The organism is Microcoleus harperi Pol14_C6 (genome assembly GCF_036701295.1).
GTDB lineage: Bacteria > Cyanobacteriota > Cyanobacteriia > Cyanobacteriales > Microcoleaceae > Microcoleus.
This window is the reverse complement of record NZ_JAUBQN010000013.1, coordinates 116,123-136,853: the sequence shown is the minus strand read 5'-3', so window position 1 is coordinate 136,853 and position 20,731 is coordinate 116,123. Positions and strand designations below refer to the sequence as shown.

Here is a 20,731-nt window from a genome sequence, read left to right as displayed (position 1 = left end):
TCGCCTGATTGATCTGGCGATCGCCTGCTTGACGTTACGAGCGCTACACCAACTCTTTTAAGATACAAGGGGCGGGTAAACCTGAGAATAATTGCCCAAAACCCACAATCTCATAAACCCGCCCCCGCGCCACTTCAACCACTAGAATAAATGCCTCTTTCTTGCAGTTGCTGCATAAAAAACTCTTCCAAACTAGGCTTAGCCAAATTCATCCCAATTAGCTGCCCTCCCGTACCGCTCAGACTAGAAAGAAACTCCTTCGGATCGCCCTGCAAATGACCGTACCACAAATCATTATCAACTTCCATATCCGGTATCCATTTTTTCAGGATATTCAAGTGACCGCCCCTACCTTCAACCCGGTAAGTTTCAGTATTACCTAGGATTTCGTCGATCGCACCAATGCAAATTAATTCACCTTTCGCCAAAATTGCCACCCGATCGCAAATCTTCTCCACATCAGACAATATATGCGAATTAAAAAAAATTGTTTTTCCTTGAGTTTTCAGGGATAAAATTATTTCCCGCATCTGATAGCGTCCCATCGGATCTAAACCCGACATCGGCTCATCCAAAAATACCACATCTGGATTGTTAATCAAAGCTTGAGCCATGCCGATCCGTTGTAGCATTCCTTTAGAATACTGGCGTAACTGTTTTTTTATTGCCGCCGATTGAGATAGCCCCACTAAGTCTAACAAATTCGGAATTCTCTGTCGCTGAATAGAGGGGGGAATTTGAAATAACCCCGCCGCAAATTGCAAGAATTCCCAGCCCGTGAGATAATCGTAAAAATAGGGATTTTCTGGCAAGTAGCCGACTCGCTGCTTCACAGTGCGATCGCCCAAAGGCCTCCCCAAAAGCAGTGCCCGCCCAGAAGTGGGGCGCACTATACCCAGCAAAGTTTTCAGCAGCGTAGTTTTCCCCGCTCCATTTTGCCCTAACAACCCAAAAGTTTCCCCCTCAGAGACAGTAAGAGTACAATTTTTGAGCGATTCAACTTTTTCATTCATCCAAAAGCCGGTACGGTAGAACTTCCCCAGATTAAATGTTTCCACCACAGGGGTAGCTCCGTGGATCTCGGTGGGATTTGGCGCATCTACAAGAGGTTCCATTTTTGTCACAGAAATAACTAGCACCTGATTATATTCTATTGCATAAGTTAAGTAATAATCGCTCTTTTTAATGTTAAACTAATATTAGCTGTACTTAAATTTTTCTGAATATGGATCGTTCAAAAATAATTGCTATTATCACTGGGGTGATTTCTCTAATTTTAGCAGTTGCCTACCTGCTGCTCGTCACCATCCTCGACTTCCGAGGCGAAATGGTGCCCGCACCTCAAAGTCAGTTGCCACTCTCCATGCCAATTCAGCAATTAGCTAATGCTAATCTGACTTTACCAGCACTGAGGATTTATCCTCAATTGTGACACAAATAATATAATTTAAATTCCGCAATTTCGCCCATAAATTATGTACAGAAAACTACGGGCGAAATGCTGCTACTTGTAGGGTGCGCATTGCGCACCTTACCACTATTTAGTCCGCCCAGGACGTTCCGGGAAGCTCAGTCGAGCCACCGACGAAAGTTTGACTCTTAAGCGGTTTCAACCGCCGAGTTTTTTCACTCAATTAATACACGTGAATGGCTTTCATCATGTGATATGCAACTAGCAACTGCGTCAAAGCTAGCGGGTAACTTTGCAAAACTTCACCAGTTGTACCGATCAGTTTGCCAATTTCCGGGTTGCCTTGGGCGGAGCAAAATCCCCGCAGGTGGGGCAACTCGCTGCACAAAATCATTTCCAGTTCGTTTACTTGGTCGCTGGTAGCGTGCGAGTCTACTTCCAAAACGTCAACTGGTTTGCCCATATCCCGATCGAGTCCCAAGCGAATTGCAGGTTGAAAACTCTCGCTGCCTCGACCTAAAATTTCAGTAAAATCAGGGTGAGGAATTGTCGGTCTGAGCACTAAACGGACGCTCAAATCGGATTGATTGTCAGCTTCTGTCGGGTAAAAACTAACTACAACGTCGGCCGATTTGCGCTGAGGGCGAATGAAGTCTTCAGAGTCCGGTTCCCGTTTTTTTATTTCTGCAAGCACCTGTTCTTCAGTATAGCCGCGCTTCATAATATCGCGCTTAACTTTCCACTGAGTTCGCAACTCTTCGGGAGGAGCAAGATACACTTTTACGTCGTAAGAATCGCGGATTGTTCGAGTTGCGTAACCCAGCAAACCTTCAACTATGACAAATTTGCTGGGCTTGATGTATTCCGGCGGGTCGAATGTACCTGTGGTGTGGTTGTAGATGGGTTTGAGAATTGCTTGTCCGGTACGCAGCAGGCTGAGGTGCTGCTGCATGATGTCGAGGTAATTGCAGTCGGGATGCAATGCTGTAATTCCGATTTCTGCCCGCTGCTTTCTGTCGTAGCGGTGATAGTCGTCAGTGCAAATCACAGTGACATTTTCTGGCCCCAATACTTGGGCAATTCCCCGCGTCAGGGTGGTTTTGCCCGCTGCGCTGTCTCCGACAATACCGAGAATAATTGGTCGATCGCTCATTGTTTTTACCCGGACGCACAATAGCAAATTTTGTTATCAAGCTTAAATCTTATCAAAATTATGTTCCATCCGATCGCTCGGTTTGATTTGAGCTCCCCGGAGTCTATCGGAGGTGTAAAATTATTGTATTATTTCTTAATAAAATTCAACAAAGCATACTCAGGGAACATCTCATTGAACGATCGCAATTACCCAATTCTCAATTCCCTGTTTGCCCAATTCCCAATGCCTCATTACCAGTCATCCTTTCGTTTGTTGTTGTAAGTTTCCCAATCATCGTATTGCTGCTGTTGATACAATGCTTCTGGTTCTATTTCTGATTCTAATTCGGCTGACATTTCTAGCTCTGGTTCCGATTCCTGCTGATAAATGTTTAGAGGTTCGACCACCCGGGCGATCGCATCTTTGACAAATGCTTTGACAAACTCGTCTTTACGATTTAACTGAAACTGCCTTTGCACGACTTCGGCGATGCCACCGTCGCCCCAATCTTGGTCGTGGCGGAAATATTCAATAAAACTTTTACCAGCAATTCGGGTTAAATAAGCGGCACTGACTGCTTGAATTGCTTTGCCCAGTACAAACCCCGCTACGCTTAACTGCAGCGCCCTTGACACTACTTGAATTACGCCTTCAACTATTCCCAAACTTGCTAGGGTTTTTGCTAGAGACAATGCCAATTCTTTGGCGCGATCGATATTTAATTCGCAGCCGTAAATCTTTGCAATTTCTACTACCATTTGAGCGTTAACTGCTGCTGTCGCTAACAAATCCACAACTGGCAAAGGGGTTACGGCAATTACTCCGGCTCCGATCCACTGAAATCGCTCTACTGCCTTATCAGCTTGCCGCCTTCTTTGAGCATCAATTAACTTGCGCGCTTGGTCTCCCAAGTGCTGAGATTGCAGCAAAATATTGTCCGCAATTAAGTCTTCGCCTTCAGCTCGCAAAATCGCAGCGACGCGCCGAATTAATGGCATAATATCCGGGTCTGGCTGAAAAATTGTACCGTCTTCTAGTACAACTTTTTGCGGATTGGCGCTAATGGCTACTACATCCATTGCTGCTACAAAACCTTTGACTCGCTGCCGCAGTCGATCGAGAATTTCATCTCTGTCGGTGTCGGGATAAAGGTCAACTTTATTAAAAACCACGATCGACCTTTTGCCAATTTCCGCCAAAGTCCGCAGCGGTTCGTACTCGGATTTTCGCAAATCGCCGTCCAAAACAAATAAGATTAAATCTGCCCTCGCCGCCAACTGCCTCGCCAATTCTTCTCTGTAAGTCCCCGCAACTCCGGCTTCCAAGATACCTGGGGTATCAGTAATTGCTAATTCTCGATCAATTCCTTTCAATTTTAGAGTGTAAGTTTCGCCAACTTCCGTAGTTCCCATCGGCGCGCCCACTTGTCCCGCCATCCGCCCCACCAACGCATTAACAGCGGAAGTTTTGCCCGCAGAACCTGTGCCGAAAACAACTACTCGAACGCTGCCGCGAGCCATGCTAGCTTCAATTTCGCGAGCTCTCAACAGCAAAGCTTGCCGCGCTACTTCATCTTGAATGCGATCGACTTGTTGCCGAATTGCTTTGAGATTTTCCGAAGCTGCTTCACTTTTGACAACAGGAACCTTCGGAGTAATCGGCCGTTTTCCCTTAACTTTCTGAGGGCGTTGCAGCAGCCTAAAATAGTAAACCAGCGCAAAAATTAGGGTTCCCAAAAGTACAATTATCAGGAAAATCAACAAATTAGCCAGCAGCGGAGAAGCAGACCACGCAACTTGACTGTAAAGCCCTGTTAAGGAACTCACCAGCCCAATAATCAACCCCAGGGCGAGGCAGAAAGCAGCAATTAAGGTTAACAGGCGCGGCAAAGGCATGAGGGGAGTGGCAAATAAAAGGGTTATGCTTTGATTTTTACATTACGCCGATAGTCATCAGTCATTGCAAATCTAAAATCTCAAATCTAAAATGCCGAAGTGCCCGTTAGCGTTAGCGAAGCGATCCGAAGGAAAGCCCTCGAAGAGGCTCGTACTGCGCGAACCCGCAAATCCCGATTATGTCGCACTGCAGGCGCGATTTACGGCGTTGTAGCACCAGCAGGACGGGCAAGTGCGATCGCCGTCTTGCTGCAATTGTAGCTTGCACGATAACTCAGCTACAGCTTATCACCCGCCGGAACCGTAGGCTGGTTTATTTGCATCTACCTACTTATTTATTCGGTGATTTATTCGATCGCGAGTCTAGCAATACTTTTTTATTAACAAACAAATATAACATTAAGTACAGATAAACCCGGTTTTGTAACACCAGTGCCTCCTGGAAGCTCCGAAAGTAGAAAGGAGAAACCGGGTTTCTCACGCAAGCTAAGAGCATCCTAATTTACAAAAATTATCACATTAAATATCACTGTGGTACTCTCAAATCAGCCACGAGTTAAGTTAGACTGAATTGTTAGTGCGTGAATAATTCACAGGTTAGCATCTATGCAGCTCAAACATCTGAATCAGCCTTCACAAGAACTCTCTACCTCTTGCGAGCATAACATCAAAGAGACCCAGGCACTTAAGCCCAATTATTTCGCTAATATAGCCCATTCCTTGGGCAACCTCAGTATTCGTGACAAAATCAGCAGTGGGTACGCACTGGCTCTTTGTGTTGCGATTGGGGGAACGACTATCGGGATGTTGGTGGGCACTCATTACTATCGCAGAACTAACAATCAAGTACACATCGATCGAGAAACTCAGCTTTTAAATAAGTTACAGGTGGCGTTACTGCGAATGCAAAACAGCCAAGAAGGGCTGAATTACTGGATCGAAAAGCCGCAAATTTTTGACAGCAAATACGAAGAGCTACAAAACAATCTTTACAAGTTGAAGTGGTTGCTCTCTGAAGTCAAAAATTATAAATATTTGGAAGACATAGAAGGTATAGAAAAATTTAGAAAGACTTGCGATTCGCTATTATCTAATTATCTGTATCGACTAGAAATAGTTAACAAAAAAATTAGTCAACTGCCAAATAACCCCGCTCAACAAAGTATTAAACGTAAGTTACTGTTGAATTTCGATCGAGATAAAATTGGGTTGCAACTAGATAGGGCGGTCAATGATATAGCAAAAATTATCGATCGCGCCCAAGAGCAAGAAGATGCAGGGCGGGAGGATCTGCTGCGAGCCCAGGCGCTGCGGGTGCAAATAATTTTGGGTAGCATGGCACTGTCGATCGTCGTTGCAGCAGTGCTGGCCGGCTTCACCAGTCGGGCGATCGCCAAACCCCTCGCCACTGTCACTAAAATCGCTCAGCAAGTGACTGAAGAATCTAATTTTCAGTTGCAAGTACCAGTTACCAGCACCGATGAAGTGGGAGTATTAGCAGCTTCGCTGAATCAACTGATTCAGAAAGTAAATCACTTGCTAGAAGAATTGAAATCTGAACAACAAACCCAGATACTTCAAAACGAGAAAATGGCAAGTTTGGGACGGATGTTAGCCGGTGTTGCTCACGAAGTTAACAACCCAATCAATTTTATTTATGCCAATATCGACCCAGCGAAACATTATGTTGAAGATATTTTAGATTTGCTCAAAACTTACGAAACAGAAATTCCCAAACCGCCTGTCGCAGTTATCGCGAAAGGCGAAGAAGTAGACATCGATTTTCTCAAAGAAGATTTGAGCAAAATATTTGACTCCATGCAACTAGGCGCTGAAAGAGCAAAAGCTATTATCTTAAGTTTGAAAGATTTTTCTCGCCTCGATGATGCAGCCCCTCATCCCGTCGATTTGCACGCCTGCATAGACAGCAGCTTGCTCATTCTCAACAGCCGCATCAAACAGGGGATCGAAGTGGTGCGAGATTACGGCAATATTCCGACTGTTGAAGGTTATATGGGTTTGCTTTACCAGGTATTTGTTAACCTTCTCAACAATGCACTAGATGCTGTGGAAGAGAAAGCAAAAAGTGAGAAATCTAGCTCATCCGAGCCAAAAAAACAATCGGCTTCGGAGTCAATGAAACAGGAAGCAGCGAGTTTTTCGCCGAGAATTGTGATTGCTACAGAATACTTGGACGAAGATTCAGTGGTAGTGCGGATTTCAGATAACGGTATGGGAATAGCGCCAGAGAGTCAAGAAAAAATGTTTGAAACATTCTTTACTACTAAACCGAGAGGTGTAGGTACTGGTTTGGGATTGGCCATTGGTCGCGAAATTATCGTTAAGAAACATGGGGGGACAATAAACTTTTGGTCTGAGGTAGGAACGGGGACGGAATTTTCGATCGCCCTGCCGATTAAGCATGAGGATTCAATGCCAAATCCGCAGGTAAAACTTCCAAATCCTCGCGAATATAATTCCCTCTGCAACGGTAACGCACCAACAAAGTCAGAGGAGAGAGGAACTGTAAAAAATTAAAAATTATCATTTTTTATAGCAGTTTAAAAAAAGCATCCAACTGCAAGCGCACGATCCAAACTCTGATGTCAGAATTCATTACCGCTCTCAAATCTCAAATGGTATGAGATTGCTTACTGACTGGCTGTTGCTACCCGACTTGCTGAGTGATAATACCCAACTCAAAACTATTTTCAGTAATCTTAAAAAACAGGATTTGCTATAATTTAAAGTTGAGCAATCACTGTACGGAGCGAAAATTATGGGACTATTTGACCAAATTTTGAGCGCGATCGACAATCCCAACCAACAAGCAAGTCCCAATCAGTTGGGCAACATTATCGGTGCGGTAGAGCAGTTGAGCGGCAACCAGGGCGTCGATGCGGGCACGACTCAGCTAGCAATGTCGGTTTTGGGCGGATACGTGCGATCGGCATTACAAGACGTGCGATCGCAGTCGGGAGACGCACAAGCTCAACAACTTGTCAACCAATTTAGCGGCACAAATCCCAATCCCCAAGCGGTACAGAGTTTGTTCGGAGCCGGTCAACTGACGCAAATAATAGCCGATATCGCCCAAAGAACCGGTTTAAATAACGCCACAGTGCAAGCGATGATACCTGTTTTGGTGCCGCTCGTACTGAATTTGCTACAAACCGGCGGCAACGCCCAAAATCCAGCCCAGGGCGGAAATCCCGTTTTGAATACGTTTTTAGATGGAGATGGAGACGGCGACGTAGATATTACTGACGCAATGTCGATGGCTAGCCGCTTTTTGAATCAGCGCAGTTAATTTTGGGATTTTTTAACCGCAGATATCAGCGGATGGACAAAGATGAACGCAGATAGGATTTTATCTGCGTTTATCTGCCTTCATCTGCGGTTAAAAAAATTCCTACTTTAACCCAAACCCAAATCAGTCACAGCGCCGACACTGCTAGAAGAAACCAACTTAGCGTATTTAGCCAAAACGCCCTTAGTATAGCGAGGTTTAGGAGGGTGCCAAAGAGCGCGCCGCTGCTCCAATTCTGCGTCAGAAACATTGAGCTGCAACAAGCGATTTTGAGCATCAATTGTAATCGAATCACCCTCTTTTACCAGAGCAATTGTTCCGCCAACTTGCGCTTCGGGTGCAACGTGACCGACAACCATGCCGTAAGTTCCGCCAGAGAAGCGACCGTCAGTAATTAACCCGACAGAATCCCCCAAACCTGCGCCAATAATTGCCGAAGTTGGTGCTAACATTTCGCGCATTCCCGGCCCGCCTTTGGGGCCTTCGTAGCGGATGATAATCACATCTCCGGCTTGAATTTTGCCGGCTAAAATTGCATCCAAACAATTTTCTTCGGATTCAAATACCCGCGCCGGGCCGGTAATTTGCGGTTTTTTAACGCCACTAATTTTAGCAACGGCTCCTTCTGTTGCCAGATTTCCCCTGAGAATTGCTAAATGTCCTTGGGCGTACATCGGATTGTTCCAAGGGCGGATGACATCTTGGTCGGTACGGGGTTGGGCGGGAATATCTGCCAACACTTCTGCAACAGTTTGGCCGCTAATTGTCAGGGCGTCTGGGTGCAGCAAACCCTTTTCTAGCAGCATTTTCATTACTTGAGGAATGCCGCCGGCTTTGTGCAAATCGGTTGCTACATATTTGCCGCTGGGTTTGAGGTCGCACAGGACCGGCACTTTCGCTCTAATAGTTTCAAAATCGTCGAGGGTCAGTTCAACGCCGATCGCATTGGAAATGGCCAATAAATGCAGCACAGCATTGGTTGAACCGCCGATCGCCATAATTACGGCGATCGCATTTTCAAAGGCTTTGCGAGTCAAAATTTGGCTCGGTAGCAACTGTTTGCGGATCGCTTCCACCACCACTTTTGCAGATTCGGCAGCGCTGTCAGCTTTTTCGGCATCCTCAGCAGCCATTGTCGAAGAATAAGGCAAACTCATGCCCATTGCTTCAAAAGCACTGGACATCGTATTTGCCGTGTACATTCCGCCGCAAGAACCCGCACCCGGACAAGCTTTCTGTTCCACTGCATTGAGTTCTGTTTCGTCAATTTTGCCCGCACTGAATTGACCGACAGCTTCAAAAGCGCTGACAACGGTTAAATCGCGTCCGTTGTGGTGCCCGGGTTTGATCGTGCCGCCGTAAACAAAAATAGCAGGAATGTTCATGCGGGCGATCGCAATCATCGCCCCCGGCATATTTTTATCGCAACCGCCGACAGCCAGCACCCCGTCCATACTTTGGCCGTTGCAAACAGTTTCTATCGAATCAGCAATCACATCTCTCGACACCAGAGAATATTTCATCCCTTCAGTTCCCATCGAGATTCCGTCGCTGATAGTAATCGTACCGAACATCTGCGGCATGGCCCCGGCTTCCTTTGCACTCGCAATAGCCCGCAAAGCGAGGTCGTTCAATCCCATATTGCAGGGCGTAATCGTGCTGTACCCGTTGGCAATCCCCACAATCGGCTTAGTGAAATCACCGTCGCCAAAACCGACTGCCCGCAGCATTGCTCGGTTGGGCGCGCGCTGCACGCCCCCAGTCACAGCTTGGCTTCTCAAATTTTCAGGCATTTTAAAATTTCCTTTGTCTGTTGACAGTTGACAGTTGACAGTTGACAGTTGACAGTTGTTCAGTTGTCAACTGCCAGCTCGCCCAAAAACGAATACAAGTTTCCGATAATCGTCGTGGTGAGCCCATAATTTTAGACCAAAGTTCCGGCTCCCAGATGAATCTGTGGAGCAAATCTAAAATCTAAAATCTAAAATCGACTGACTCAGTGCCGAGCGCCGAGAGTTTTACCCTATTGTTGATTTTCTCAGAAGCTTTGATATTTGTCAGACCTTTTAGGAGGCAGTGGCACAGTTGTGTCCCGAAAGCAGTGCAAAGATTCTACAGATAGTACAGCGTGCAGAGTGAATACCGTAGTTATCTGGGATGATGTGGTAACACCCATCACTCTAACGTTTAAAAAAAATTGCGAGGCGAATGACATGGAGGCCGATCGAATTCTGAGGCAATATGCGGCCGGAGAAAGAAATTTTCGAGAGATTAACCTCGTCGGGGCCGACTTAAAAGGGGTAAACCTCAGCGAGGCTAACTTTACCAGAGCGAATTTCCAAGACGCAAACCTCAAAGGCGCTAACCTGACGGGGGCGAACTTGCGCGAGGTGAAATTGGCAGGGGTGGATATGACGGAAGCCAACCTCAGCGAAGCAAATCTCATCGGTACCGATTTGAGCCGCGCCAATCTCAGCGGGGCTAACCTGATGGGAGCCAACCTGCGCGGCTCAATGGCAAGAGAAGTCAACATGACCAAGGCTAATTTGACCGAAGCTAACTTGACCGAAGCCAACTTTACCGAAGCGAATTTGTTTGCGGCCAACTTAACCGACGCTAGCATGATTCGCATTAATTTGATGAAGGCAAATTTGAGTTGGTCAACTCTCAAAGCGGTAAACCTGACAAATGCCATCCTCAGCGAGTCGCTTTTAGAAAGAGCTAATCTGACTCAGGCAATTCTCAGCGGGGCGATGGTGAGCGGGGCCAACCTGACTGGTGCAGACTTGCGCCAAGTAACGATGATTGGAGCTAATCTGAGCGAAGCTAATCTGAGCAATGCTAATTTGAGAGTTGCTAATGTGAGTTGGTCAACGCTGGCAAGAGCTAATTTGAGCGGTGCTAATTTGTACCGTGCTAAGCTGTGCTGGTCTAATTTTAGCGGGGCTGTTTTATTGGAAGCGGTTTTGATTGATGCTAATCTCAATCGAACTAACTTCCGCGATGCAGATTTGAGGCGGGCAATTATGCCGGACGGCACGACTAATGATTCTTAAAATTTGATTGTTGATTGTTGACTGTTAACTGTTAACTGTTAACTGTTAACTGTTGACTGTGGACTGTTAACTGTTGACTAATGACTAATGACTATCAGTGAATTATTGATGTTGGGTGCGGCCGGAATTTTTGCCGGAATTCTAGCTGGATTTTTAGGTATTGGTGGCGGTACGGTGCTCGTGCCTTTGTTGGTGGCTCTCAAGTACGCCCCGGTACAAGCGGTTGCTACTAGCGGTTTGTCGATCGTCATTACAGCTATTTCTGGCAGCATCCAGAATTGGCGCATGGGCTACCTCAGCTTGAGCCAAGTCGCAGGCATCGGATTTCCCGCCGTCATTACAGCACAAATCGGTGCTTATTTGGCGGGGATATTTCCGCCTTACTTGCTGTTACTTACTTTTGGGTTGTTGCTATGGCTCAATATTTATTTGATTGAAGTTCGCAAGCACCTGACAGCTAAGAAGAAAGCGGAAGCAGAACCAGAGGAACTGGGAGGAGAAGCGGGACAAGGAGACAAGGCTCAATTACCAATTACCAATCACGAATTACCCAATAATTCAAATATTTTATTCAATCCAACTTTTGCTAAAATTGCTACCGGCAGTGCTGCGGGTTTATTAGCGGGTTTGTTCGGCGTAGGCGGCGGCGTGATTATGGTTCCGCTGCAAATTTTGCTGTTAGGAGAAAGCATTAAAACCGCAATTCAAACCAGCTTGGGCGTCATCGTCATCACGGCAATTTCGGCGACGGCGGGACACGCGGCGCGCGGGAATGTTTTGTGGGTTGTGGGGTTAATTCTTGGCGGCGGCGGTTTGTTGGGGGCGCAGGTGAGCACGCGGTTTTTGCCGAGATTGCCCGATCGTATTGTTAGTTTAGCTTTTCGATCGCTCTTGGCAATCTTATCGATTTATGTTTTCTGGCAAGCGTGGCAAAAATTTAGTAACGGGTAATGGGTAATTGGTAAGGTGCGCGCCAGAAGAACCCCCTACGCAAAAATCCCGGAAGGTGTCCGCGCTGCACCCTACGAAAAACTAATAACTAAGAGACATCTCCCAAAAAGCCAGTCTGGAACAGGCATCCTGCCTGTTCCACAATAATTATTGGAGATGTCTAAGACTAATTTACTGATAGTTTCTTCACGGCGCGAGTCAGACGCTGCAAATAAGGCTTGACAATTTCTTGATTTTGCCTCTGCAACTCGGAAACTTGCTGCTGCAAATGCTGAATCTCGGTTTGCAACATCCCTGTGTTTATTGTGGGTCGATCGAGCAAATCCTGCAATTGCTTCAGAGAACCTTGGATTTCATTCAAGTCTACTTCGTTCGATCGCTCCTGTAACTGAGCCGTAATAGTTTTAACTTCAGTTAACTTTTCGCCCATCAATAAAAATCGGACGTTGACATTTTCCCAATCATGCTCTCTCAGGGCGCTAGTTTCCAAAATGCGGAGTTTTTGCTGCAAATCGGAGAGGATTGTGTAGAGTTCCTGAGAATCTGCAGGCAGTGCCTGGGCTTGGCGTTCGAGGCAGGCTACGGCAGCTTGTACCTCGGCGATGGCCCCGGATTCCAAGCCCTGGAGTTTCTGCTGCAAGTCAGAGACGGCGGTGTAGAGTTCCGCAGGTTCTCCAGGTAGTATCTGAACTTGCTGCGATCGACGTTCTACTGCGGCCTGTACGTCCGTAATCGCAGAATTTGCCTTTTGTTGCATTTGTTGCTCGAAACGCTGGCGATTGGCGAGATTCAGCGAGAGTGCTGCGGTTAAGGGGGCGGCAGCGTAGACAATTTGGCCCGACAATCCTGCAGCAATCGTGCCAATCGCTGAACCAGCAACAGAGGCGTATTCTACCAATTCTAGCCAGTCCGGCTGGTTCGGGGCACTTCTCAAACCTGGGAATGATGCTTTTTCAATCTTCTGCATAGCCTTTTAGTCGTAGTCGGATAGATGGCGATACGGACATGATAAAAGCGATCGGCAAATAAATCAGGGCTATTTGTCAAAATTTCCTGATTGTGGTATTTTTATTGACCGAAACCATCCAGGATACAAGCCGCCGGATTCATCCGTCCAGAAATAAAAAACCTGTATCCGATGAAACTTGCGCCCCGAATTGATCCGTGGGGTCAATGCTTCAATTCTTTAATCTCAAATCTCAAATCTCAAATCTCAAATCGATTGACCTCCTGCCGAATACCTTCTGCCTTCAAAACGGTCAATCTCAGTTGACATTCTCACGCCCGCTAAAGCCACGGTGATTCTAAACATCACTGTTTAGGTTTCCTCTTTCTACGACCCGATTTACTTGAAGGAGTTTCCTCACTCAACCAGAGGTCGATGTCTCCAGAGGCGTTTGAGGTTCCCGTGTGCCCCACGGTACGCAATCCAAGTTCTAATATGTTGCGAGCTGCATTCCAATCTCGGTCTAAAACAAATCCACAATGCGGGCAAATATGTGTTCTCTGACTTAGCGATTTCTTCGCAACTTTCCCGCAATTAGAACAATTTTGGCTGGTGTAGTGTGGCGCGACTGCAACAGTAGCTACACCAAACACTTTGCCAAAGTATTCAACCCAACCCCTAAAAGCTGTCCAAGCTGCATCTGAGATCGACTTGGATAGCTTTTTGTTTTTAACCGTATTACCCACCTGCAAGTCTTCATAGGCTACCAAGTCGTTTGACTGGACTACGCACCTTGCTAATTTCACAGGAAAGTCTTTACGCCGCCTACTTACCTTGAGGTGTTTTCTGCTCAATCGATTCCGAGCCTTGGCTCTATTTTTAGAACCTTTCTGGGTTCTGGAAAGTTTACGATTAAGTCGTTTAAGTGACTTCTGAGACTTTCTCAGGTGACGTGGATTCTCAACAGTATTACCATCAGAGTCTGTGTAGCAATGGGTCAAGCCCACGTCGTTCTAGGAAAATTAAAGCCGTCCTAGAAGGACGGGGCTTTGTGCGATAGACCCAAGTTTTTGGTAAAATTCAGGATTAAGTCGATCGCTCAACAGTTAACCAATAACCATTCACCGCCGTCTGTCAGGAGTATAGAGAAAATGGGTCTTAAGATTATTGAAAGTTACGATGGCAGTTTTGTCCTCGAGCCAGATGCTAAAACAGCACTATTCGGTTTGTTAACCGGTGAAAGCTTTGTAAAACAAGTAGCGCTACAATTGCAATGCTCGCGCATTGAGTTTGCCGAGTTACTTTTTCAGCCAGTCCCTTACAGCAGCGAGACGCCGAAGGGAATGCCTGCGGAATTTGAAAAATATCACGAATCGAGCGATTTTGCGATCGTCAACGTCCCGCCTAATTTCATGTTCCAAGCCAAAATATTTAAACCCAGCCGCCTCTGTGCAATTTATCGAGTTTTTAAGAGTTAGGTAAAGGCTGGCTAATCTGTGGTTTAATCTAAAATCTAAAATCTAACATCTAAAATCTAAAATCGGATGACAGAAGACATTCAATCTCTCGCCAGCTTAGAATTCATTCCCTACATAGACTCCGAGGGAAAATTGCCCGATTTTGTCCAGGGAAAAATCGGCGTTTACGCGATTTTTGACAACGACAAAGTGCTCCAATTTGTCGGCTATTCTCGCGACATTTACCTCAGCCTTAAACAGCATTTGGTACGCCAAACCCAATATTGCTACTGGCTGAAAGTCCAAACTATTGACAAGCCCAGCCGCACTATTCTAGAAAGCATTAGAGAAAGTTGGATTGCCGAAAACGGTTCCCAACCCCAGGGTAACGGTGCCGATGCTGCCAAGTGGAACGATCCCATCGATACTAAAACAGTGATGACTGCCCAAGAAACAGCAAATTATGAAGGTATCTTCGCCGATGAAATTGCCAAAGATAAATTGTTGAAAAATGTCGCGCGGCGCGTGGAAAATGAAATTTTATCGCTATTGAAAGATCGCGGCGTAACTGAAGAAATCCGGTTTAATCCCAAGCTAAAAACTAGCGGATTGCTGGATTTAAAGTAAATACCGCTCACCCGGCAGTCCTTAGCGGGAATCAATTCCACGGGGCTTATAGCGAAAGTCCTCGCTTCCGAGGACTGAATAATTTATTCAGTCCTCGGAAGCGAGGACTTTCGCTTTGAGGCACTTGTTTCAACCCCTGGCGGACGGACGGAATATAGGTTTTACCTTAAGGGAACACCAATAGCCATTGCGGCATTGAATTTGTCTGTCAAAAAAACCAATGTCTTGTGGGGTGTCCCGCCCGCCCTGAATATACAATTTAAATGCACTACAGCTTAATGCCGTTTCCCTACAGATGCTCGCGTACAATCTATGTGATATATTCTCTGGGTCTATTAAATTTTAAAAGGTTAAAATCTATTAAAATTTAACAGATATCGGAATCTGCAAAATTAACTCGGTTCCTCGACCCGGAGCAGAAATACAACTGATTTGACCTCGATGTTTTTCCACTACAATATCGTGACTGATTGCCAACCCTAATCCAGTACCGCGGCCTACAGGCTTCGTAGTAAAAAATGGGTCAAATATCTGGTGGCGCACTTCCTCACTCATCCCACAACCGTTATCGGCAATGTTAATCACAACGGATTGATTGTTTGGAGTGGCTAATATTGAATCGTGATTGTGCAGCGCAGCTTCTGACTCAAAACCTACTGAAGTGCTGATGGTAATTTTTCGGGGAGAAGGTTGAGTTTCCAGGGCATCAATAGCATTACTTAGCAGGTTCATGAACACCTGATTTAACTCACTGGCGTAACAAGTAACTCTTGGCAGTTGGCTGTAGTTTTTAATGACCTCTATCTCACCAGCTTTGTTTGCTCCCTTCAAGCGATGCTGCAAAATAACTAAAGTATTGTCAATGCCTTCATGAATATCCACTGGTTTGTACTTTTGTTCGCCAAGGCGGGAGAAGTTCCGCAAAGACATGACAATTTCGCTAATCCGAGAAGCACCTTCTGTCATCGAAGTCAGCAGTTTTGGATAATCCTCTGCGATGAATTCCGGTTGAATCTCGTCCAATTCCCCAATAATTTCTGCAACGGGGTGGGGGTAGTAATGTCGGTACAATTCAACGAGGCGAAGCAAATCTCGCGCATACTCCGCCGCTAGAGCAATATTGCCGTAGATAAAGCTGACGGGATTGTTGATTTCGTGAGCAATTCCTGCCGCTAGCTGACCTAAAGAAGCCATTTTTTCCTTCTGTACTAACTGAGCTTGAGTTTTCTTGAGTTCAGTTACGGTTTGTTCGAGTTCTTTGGCATAGGATTGTGTTTGTTGGAACAACTGGCGCTGCACGAGTTGATTTGAGACGCGGGCGAGAACTTCTTGTTCGTGAAATGGTTTTGTGATATAATCTATACCACCAACTTCAAATGCTTTGACTTTATCTAATACTTCATTCAAAGCACTGATAAAAATAACTGGAATATCTTTGGTTGTGGGAGAAGCTTTCAATGCTTCGCAGACTTTGTAGCCGTCGATACCGGGCATCATGATGTCGAGCAAAATCAAGTCAGGAGGAGTTAACTCGATCGACCGCAGCGCTAGTTTGCCGTCGGGTGCGGTGCGTGTTTTGTACCCTTGCTGCGAGAGTATTTGAGCTAAAAGTTGCAAATTAGCCGGAATATCATCAACAATTAAAATATTCCCTTTTGAGAGGGGAGTTGGTTCGTAATTCATATTTAGTTCGGTAAAATAACCTTTATAGGTTTGTAGTGAGTACGATCGCGCGATGGGGTTTTAGGAGGACGATCGTACTCGCTACAAACCTATCTTATATCCTTATTATTTGGGTTCCGGATGGATGAGAGCTAGTATTTGATTGAACTGAAACTCGTTAGCCAATGTGGCTAGAGCGCTAGCTAAAGCGTCATTGCGATCGCGAATTTGCTCAATTTGGATCAGAATTAACTCTAAATCGCACTCAATTGTGGCTTTCTCTAAAGCTGCCAGCCAATCTGCGGGTAAAACTGCCAGAGTTTCTGGAGTAAGAGCCTCGATTTGATTTGACTCGGGAACACTCTCTGGTTCATCGTAAATGTAACGCACTCCCAGATGTTTGTGCAGGGTGGCAAAAATTTCTGTATCTCGGAAGGGTTTGTGGATAAAGTCATCGCAATCATCTGATACAGTAACGCTTTGCGTTTCCTCGGCGTTACCGGCACTCACGGCAATAATTGCCGTAGCTTGACCTTTAACGGTGGCTTTAATATGTTTGGTCGCTTCATGTCCATCCATCACGGGCATCCACATATCCATAAAAATTAAGTGTGGCTCAAAACTCGACCACATTTCAATAGCTTCCATGCCATTGCTGGCTTCTTCGAGTTCAAAGTTAAAGCCAGCGAGGAGTTTGATGAGCAGTTGGCGGTTGTCCGATTGATCGTCCACAATCAAAATACGATAGCGTGGCTGGTTGCGTTCCATGGCTATCACTCGACGCGGTGGCTCTACGGGTTGAGTCACCGGGGCATCAACGGCACTGACGGGGATATCAAACGCGAAGGTGGTGCCGCGTCCTACTTCACTGCGTACAGTAATCACGCCGCCCATCAGCTTGACAAACTGTTGGCTGATAGCCAGCCCCAAGCCTGTTCCTTGCTGAGATTTGGTTCCTGTTTTGGTTTGCACAAAGGCTTGAAAAAGCTTATCTAACTCATCAGGAGCCATGCCGGAGCCAGTGTCTTCTATTTCAAAATGTAATTGGTAATTACTGATTGGTATTTGCTGATTTTCACTCTCCCTCACCGCACTTACTCTTACCGCAATACTTCCTTCTTTCGTAAACTTAATCGCGTTAGAAAGCAGATTAATTAAAACTTGACGCAACTTAAGTTGATCGGTTTGCACGTATTCGGGAACTTCGCTAGAGCAGTCAAATATTAACTGTAATTGTTGCTCCATTGCCTGGAGTTGAAACATCTCTTCCAGATCGTTCAACAGGCTGCTTAATTGAAAGTCGGTTGGGTTGATTGTAATGCGTCCCGCCTCTATTTTGGCTAAATCTAATATTTGATTAATTAGAGCGAGCAAGTGTTCCCCGCTGCGGTTGATAATGCGGATATTTTCCTGTTGTTCGCGAGTGAGGTTGGTAGAGCGCTGCATCAATTGGGAGAATCCCAGAATTGCGTTTAGCGGGGTGCGGAGCTCGTGGCTCATATTTGCTAGGAAAGTGCTTTTGGCAAGGTTGGCGGCTTCTGCGGCCCAGGCGGCTTGTTGAAGCTGTACTGCTTGCTGTTGAGTGGCTTCGAGCAATTGAGCTTGTTGTAAGGCCACTCCCAATTGGGTGCTAATTTGCAGCCCAATATTGATTTCTGCTTCGCGCCAAGTGCGGGGTCCAGAATTTTGATAGCTGGCGAGCAAACCCCAAAGTTGACTGCCGCAAAATATGGGGAAAATAACGTAGGCTTGAGCTTGAAATTGTTTTAACAGTTCTAGGTAACAAGGACTCAAGCCAGCGCTGTATATGTCTTCAATTATGCGGTAAGGAACGCCTCTAGCGTACATACCGCCTTGATTTTTTTGTAGATAGGTATCCAGCACTGGTGTACCGCCGGCTTGCATAGTTTTTACGGTACAGCGAGAGTCTTCGACAAGAGTGTTTGGCACATTAAAATCGTCAGGTTGCATCAGAGATATCCAGCCGGCAGCCATTGATTCGGCAACAAATTCCCCGCTCCAATCAGGATTAAAGCGATAGATACCGACACGATCGCATTTTAGGGTTTGTCGCAGTTCCGAGGTTGTGGTTTTGAATATTGTGTCAATATCTAAGGATTGACGGATGCGATCGATCGATCGGGCGATGGCTTGTTCTCCCTGGGCGCTTTCTCGCAAAGCTGACTCGGCTTGTTTGCGATCGCTAATATCCAAGACAGTGCCTAACAAACGGATCAACTGCCCTTTTTCATCATAAACAGGTTTCCCTCGAACTTCAATGTAACTGAGCGAGCCATCTCTTCGGATCAGCCGCAGATCAATTTCAAAGCTTTGCCCTGACATAGCTTGCTCGCGCACCATTGCCAAATAGCGCGATCGATCTTCTGGATGAAAACGTTCGATTAATTGTTCGGTTGGCAGCGGTTTTTGAGTAGGATCGAGCTCATAAATGCGATATAGTTCCTCACTCCAAGTAGTTCTTTTTGTGGCGATATCGTGTTCCCAACTGCCAATACGAGCAATTTTTTGGGCTTCCAGCAGTCGGGCTTCCGCCAACTGGCGATCGCTAATGTCGCGCGCTACCCAAACCGCAGAGCTATCCGACAGCGGCGAAATTTTAGCAGCAAACCAAACTTCTTGGTTATTAATCTGCAGACTGTAATCAAAACTAATAGTTTGTTGAGCTTCCAATGCCTGTATAACTTGAGCGAAATAAATCTCCTCGCTTTCCTCATCAAAAAATTGTTCGATGATGGAGTCGATCTGATTCGTGTGATAGTTGTATTGAAAAATTCCTTTTGTAGGTATAATTTGGATAGTTTCTTCTTCCACATCAAAAATCAATACAATATCTGTAATAGACTCAAATATTTTCACAAATTGCTCAGTAGAACTGTAAAGTTTTTGTTCGAGCAATTTGCGACCTGCAATTTCAGATTGTAATAGTTCGTTAGCACCAGCTAAGGCGTAGCTACGTTCTGCAACTTCGGTTTCTAAAGTGCGATTGTAGTCGCTTAAGATTTTTTCATATTGTTTGCGCTGTGTGATATTATAAAAAGCATGGATGGCATAAATAATGTTTCCGCCTTCGTCGAAAATGGGTGTGGCGCGCACCTCAAAAGGAATAAATTTCCCCTCTCGATAAAGTTCTATATCTTCAAGGAATACCGTTTCGCCGCGCAGTGCTCGGAATGCGGGCAGTTCTTCAATTGGATACGGCTGGTTTTGGCGGTACATTTGATAAACTTCTACGGCTTCTTCTAAAGTCGCATCGGGGATAGTTTCTACGCCGAGCCAATGCTTGGCAGTTTCGTTGAAGTACACGACTTTACCGGAGGCATCGTGAATAGATACTCCTGCAGGTATGGCTTCGATAAATTGCTTGAGTTGGCTCTCGCTGTGCGCTAAAGCTTCATTTAAAGATTTTTGGTCTGCAAAAGCCTGTTGCAGTTGCGCGGCCATAAGATTGAAGGAATGGGCGAGTTCTCCGACTTCATCCAAGCGTCTAATTTCTAAAGGTTGATCCCATTCTCCTTTTGCAACATTTTTGGCAGCGGTATTCAAGCGCATAATTGGCTTTGTCACCCAACGGGAAGTCAACAATCCGATCGCGATCGCCAGCGACAGTGTACCTGTCAATAACCACAATGTATTGCGCGTATTTGCTTGAATCGGAGCCATGAAATCAGACTCTGGCACAACCACCACAATCAACCAATCCAAACCACGGACATCTCGATAGGGAGTGAGGCGGACAAACTGCCTATCGCCCTTGTTCGCCAGGGTCAATTTCTCTGTTGTTTGCAGGGTGCGGAAGTTACCAAATCGGTCGGTGAGTTGTCGAGCAATATCTCGCGTTCGGGCATCCTTGCTGTTGGTGGCTAGCAATGGCGTCGGTTGCTTTTTTGCGGGCGTCACCAAGGGTGTTTCTAGTGTGGATGTGGCAATCAGATTACCCGATCGATCCATAATAAAAGTTTGTCCCGATGCAGAGAAGTGCAGCCTAGCCAGAAAGGTATTAATTGCCGACAGTCCATTATTATCGGTGAGGCGATCGCTAATTCGCTCTCCTACTTGTTCGATTAACTGATGCGCTACATCTTCGACTGATTCCTGACCACTTTTGAAAGAAAGATAGCCCACTAGCCCAACTGCACTTACCGTTTGCAAAACAAACGGAACAATCAGAACCGTTCGCAGCGGAAGCTTGCTGAAAAATTTGGCGGTTAGGCGGTTGAAGTGATAAATGGGCATGGGCGTAAACCAATTGCGCTGATAATC

General features: G+C 45.9%; 15 protein-coding genes and 1 pseudogene. 8 read left to right on the top strand and 8 right to left on the bottom strand.

The genetic code is table 11. The features are described 5' to 3' along the window. Positions 1-134: 134 nt before the first annotated feature. Positions 135-1,115: an ABC transporter ATP-binding protein gene (locus QUA27_RS12005; RefSeq protein ID WP_333068191.1), complete on the bottom strand. Its 981-nt coding sequence runs from the start codon at positions 1,113-1,115 to the stop codon at positions 135-137. Positions 1,116-1,225: 110 nt separating this feature from the next. Here QUA27_RS12005 and QUA27_RS12000 point away from each other — a divergent pair, with 110 nt between their 5' ends. Next, positions 1,226-1,432 carry a hypothetical protein gene (locus QUA27_RS12000; protein WP_333068190.1) on the top strand — a complete coding sequence of 69 codons (207 nt, stop codon included), beginning with the start codon at positions 1,226-1,228 and terminating at the stop codon, positions 1,430-1,432. Between the two features lie 202 nt (positions 1,433-1,634). Here QUA27_RS12000 and QUA27_RS11995 read toward each other — a convergent pair whose 3' ends face one another. Beyond that, the gene (locus tag QUA27_RS11995) at positions 1,635-2,564 is read right to left on the bottom strand and encodes a phosphoribulokinase (RefSeq protein ID WP_333068189.1); all 930 of its coding nucleotides are present in this window, start codon (positions 2,562-2,564) and stop codon (positions 1,635-1,637) included. A gap of 233 nt (positions 2,565-2,797) precedes the next feature. Beyond that, positions 2,798-4,441 (bottom strand): YcjF family protein, encoded by a 1,644-nt coding sequence (locus tag QUA27_RS11990; RefSeq protein ID WP_333068188.1) that lies wholly within the window; start codon positions 4,439-4,441, stop codon positions 2,798-2,800. 99 nt (positions 4,442-4,540) lie between these two features. Here QUA27_RS11990 and QUA27_RS11985 point away from each other — a divergent pair, with 99 nt between their 5' ends. From QUA27_RS11985 to QUA27_RS11975, 3 genes are all read left to right on the top strand, one after another. Further along, positions 4,541-4,702: a hypothetical protein gene (locus QUA27_RS11985; RefSeq protein ID WP_333068187.1), complete on the top strand. Its 162-nt coding sequence runs from the start codon at positions 4,541-4,543 to the stop codon at positions 4,700-4,702. 345 nt (positions 4,703-5,047) lie between these two features. Beyond that, positions 5,048-6,979 (top strand): sensor histidine kinase, encoded by a 1,932-nt coding sequence (locus QUA27_RS11980; RefSeq protein WP_333068186.1) that lies wholly within the window; start codon positions 5,048-5,050, stop codon positions 6,977-6,979. A 241-nt stretch (positions 6,980-7,220) separates the two neighbouring features. Continuing rightward, positions 7,221-7,751, top strand: a complete 531-nt coding sequence (locus tag QUA27_RS11975) for a hypothetical protein (RefSeq protein WP_333068185.1) — start codon at positions 7,221-7,223, stop codon at positions 7,749-7,751. A 107-nt stretch (positions 7,752-7,858) separates the two neighbouring features. Here the strand turns inward: QUA27_RS11975 and ilvD are convergent, their stop codons facing one another. Further along, complete coding sequence (gene ilvD, locus QUA27_RS11970) at positions 7,859-9,544, bottom strand: dihydroxy-acid dehydratase (RefSeq protein WP_333068184.1); 1,686 nt, start codon at positions 9,542-9,544, stop codon at positions 7,859-7,861. Positions 9,545-9,964: 420 nt separating this feature from the next. Here ilvD and QUA27_RS11965 point away from each other — a divergent pair, with 420 nt between their 5' ends. Continuing rightward, positions 9,965-10,807, top strand: coding sequence for a pentapeptide repeat-containing protein (locus tag QUA27_RS11965; protein ID WP_333068198.1), 843 nt, complete (start codon positions 9,965-9,967; stop codon positions 10,805-10,807). 87 nt (positions 10,808-10,894) lie between these two features. Further along, positions 10,895-11,758, top strand: coding sequence for a sulfite exporter TauE/SafE family protein (locus tag QUA27_RS11960; protein WP_333068183.1), 864 nt, complete (start codon positions 10,895-10,897; stop codon positions 11,756-11,758). A gap of 166 nt (positions 11,759-11,924) precedes the next feature. Here the strand turns inward: QUA27_RS11960 and QUA27_RS11955 are convergent, their stop codons facing one another. Then, complete coding sequence (locus tag QUA27_RS11955) at positions 11,925-12,725, bottom strand: hypothetical protein (protein ID WP_333068182.1); 801 nt, start codon at positions 12,723-12,725, stop codon at positions 11,925-11,927. A gap of 344 nt (positions 12,726-13,069) precedes the next feature. Further along, positions 13,070-13,714 (bottom strand): annotated as a pseudogene (locus QUA27_RS11950) (RNA-guided endonuclease InsQ/TnpB family protein); the annotation flags it as partial. A gap of 141 nt (positions 13,715-13,855) precedes the next feature. Between QUA27_RS11950 and QUA27_RS11945 the strand changes: the two are divergent. Together QUA27_RS11945 and QUA27_RS11940 are read left to right on the top strand one after the other, a co-directional pair. After that, positions 13,856-14,182 (top strand): hypothetical protein, encoded by a 327-nt coding sequence (locus tag QUA27_RS11945; protein WP_333068181.1) that lies wholly within the window; start codon positions 13,856-13,858, stop codon positions 14,180-14,182. A gap of 66 nt (positions 14,183-14,248) precedes the next feature. Then, positions 14,249-14,788 (top strand): GIY-YIG nuclease family protein, encoded by a 540-nt coding sequence (locus QUA27_RS11940; protein WP_333068180.1) that lies wholly within the window; start codon positions 14,249-14,251, stop codon positions 14,786-14,788. Between the two features lie 360 nt (positions 14,789-15,148). Here QUA27_RS11940 and QUA27_RS11935 read toward each other — a convergent pair whose 3' ends face one another. Beyond that, complete coding sequence (locus QUA27_RS11935) at positions 15,149-16,471, bottom strand: hybrid sensor histidine kinase/response regulator (RefSeq protein ID WP_333068179.1); 1,323 nt, start codon at positions 16,469-16,471, stop codon at positions 15,149-15,151. A 105-nt stretch (positions 16,472-16,576) separates the two neighbouring features. Then, positions 16,577-20,704, bottom strand: coding sequence for an ATP-binding protein (locus QUA27_RS11930; RefSeq protein WP_333068178.1), 4,128 nt, complete (start codon positions 20,702-20,704; stop codon positions 16,577-16,579). Between the last annotated feature and the right edge of the window lie 27 nt (positions 20,705-20,731).

Coding starts and splice junctions, on each gene's coding strand:
- QUA27_RS11960 (WP_333068183.1), top strand. CDS start 10,895: ATGACTATCAGTGAATTATTGATGTTGGGTGCGGCCGGAATTTTTGCC.
- ilvD (WP_333068184.1), bottom strand. CDS start 9,544: ATGCCTGAAAATTTGAGAAGCCAAGCTGTGACTGGGGGCGTGCAGCGC.
- QUA27_RS12005 (WP_333068191.1), bottom strand. CDS start 1,115: ATGGAACCTCTTGTAGATGCGCCAAATCCCACCGAGATCCACGGAGCT.
- QUA27_RS11965 (WP_333068198.1), top strand. CDS start 9,965: ATGGAGGCCGATCGAATTCTGAGGCAATATGCGGCCGGAGAAAGAAAT.
- QUA27_RS11945 (WP_333068181.1), top strand. CDS start 13,856: ATGGGTCTTAAGATTATTGAAAGTTACGATGGCAGTTTTGTCCTCGAG.
- QUA27_RS11980 (WP_333068186.1), top strand. CDS start 5,048: ATGCAGCTCAAACATCTGAATCAGCCTTCACAAGAACTCTCTACCTCT.
- QUA27_RS11995 (WP_333068189.1), bottom strand. CDS start 2,564: ATGAGCGATCGACCAATTATTCTCGGTATTGTCGGAGACAGCGCAGCG.
- QUA27_RS12000 (WP_333068190.1), top strand. CDS start 1,226: ATGGATCGTTCAAAAATAATTGCTATTATCACTGGGGTGATTTCTCTA.
- QUA27_RS11990 (WP_333068188.1), bottom strand. CDS start 4,441: ATGCCTTTGCCGCGCCTGTTAACCTTAATTGCTGCTTTCTGCCTCGCC.
- QUA27_RS11975 (WP_333068185.1), top strand. CDS start 7,221: ATGGGACTATTTGACCAAATTTTGAGCGCGATCGACAATCCCAACCAA.
- QUA27_RS11940 (WP_333068180.1), top strand. CDS start 14,249: ATGACAGAAGACATTCAATCTCTCGCCAGCTTAGAATTCATTCCCTAC.
- QUA27_RS11955 (WP_333068182.1), bottom strand. CDS start 12,725: ATGCAGAAGATTGAAAAAGCATCATTCCCAGGTTTGAGAAGTGCCCCG.
- QUA27_RS11930 (WP_333068178.1), bottom strand. CDS start 20,704: ATGCCCATTTATCACTTCAACCGCCTAACCGCCAAATTTTTCAGCAAG.
- QUA27_RS11935 (WP_333068179.1), bottom strand. CDS start 16,471: ATGAATTACGAACCAACTCCCCTCTCAAAAGGGAATATTTTAATTGTT.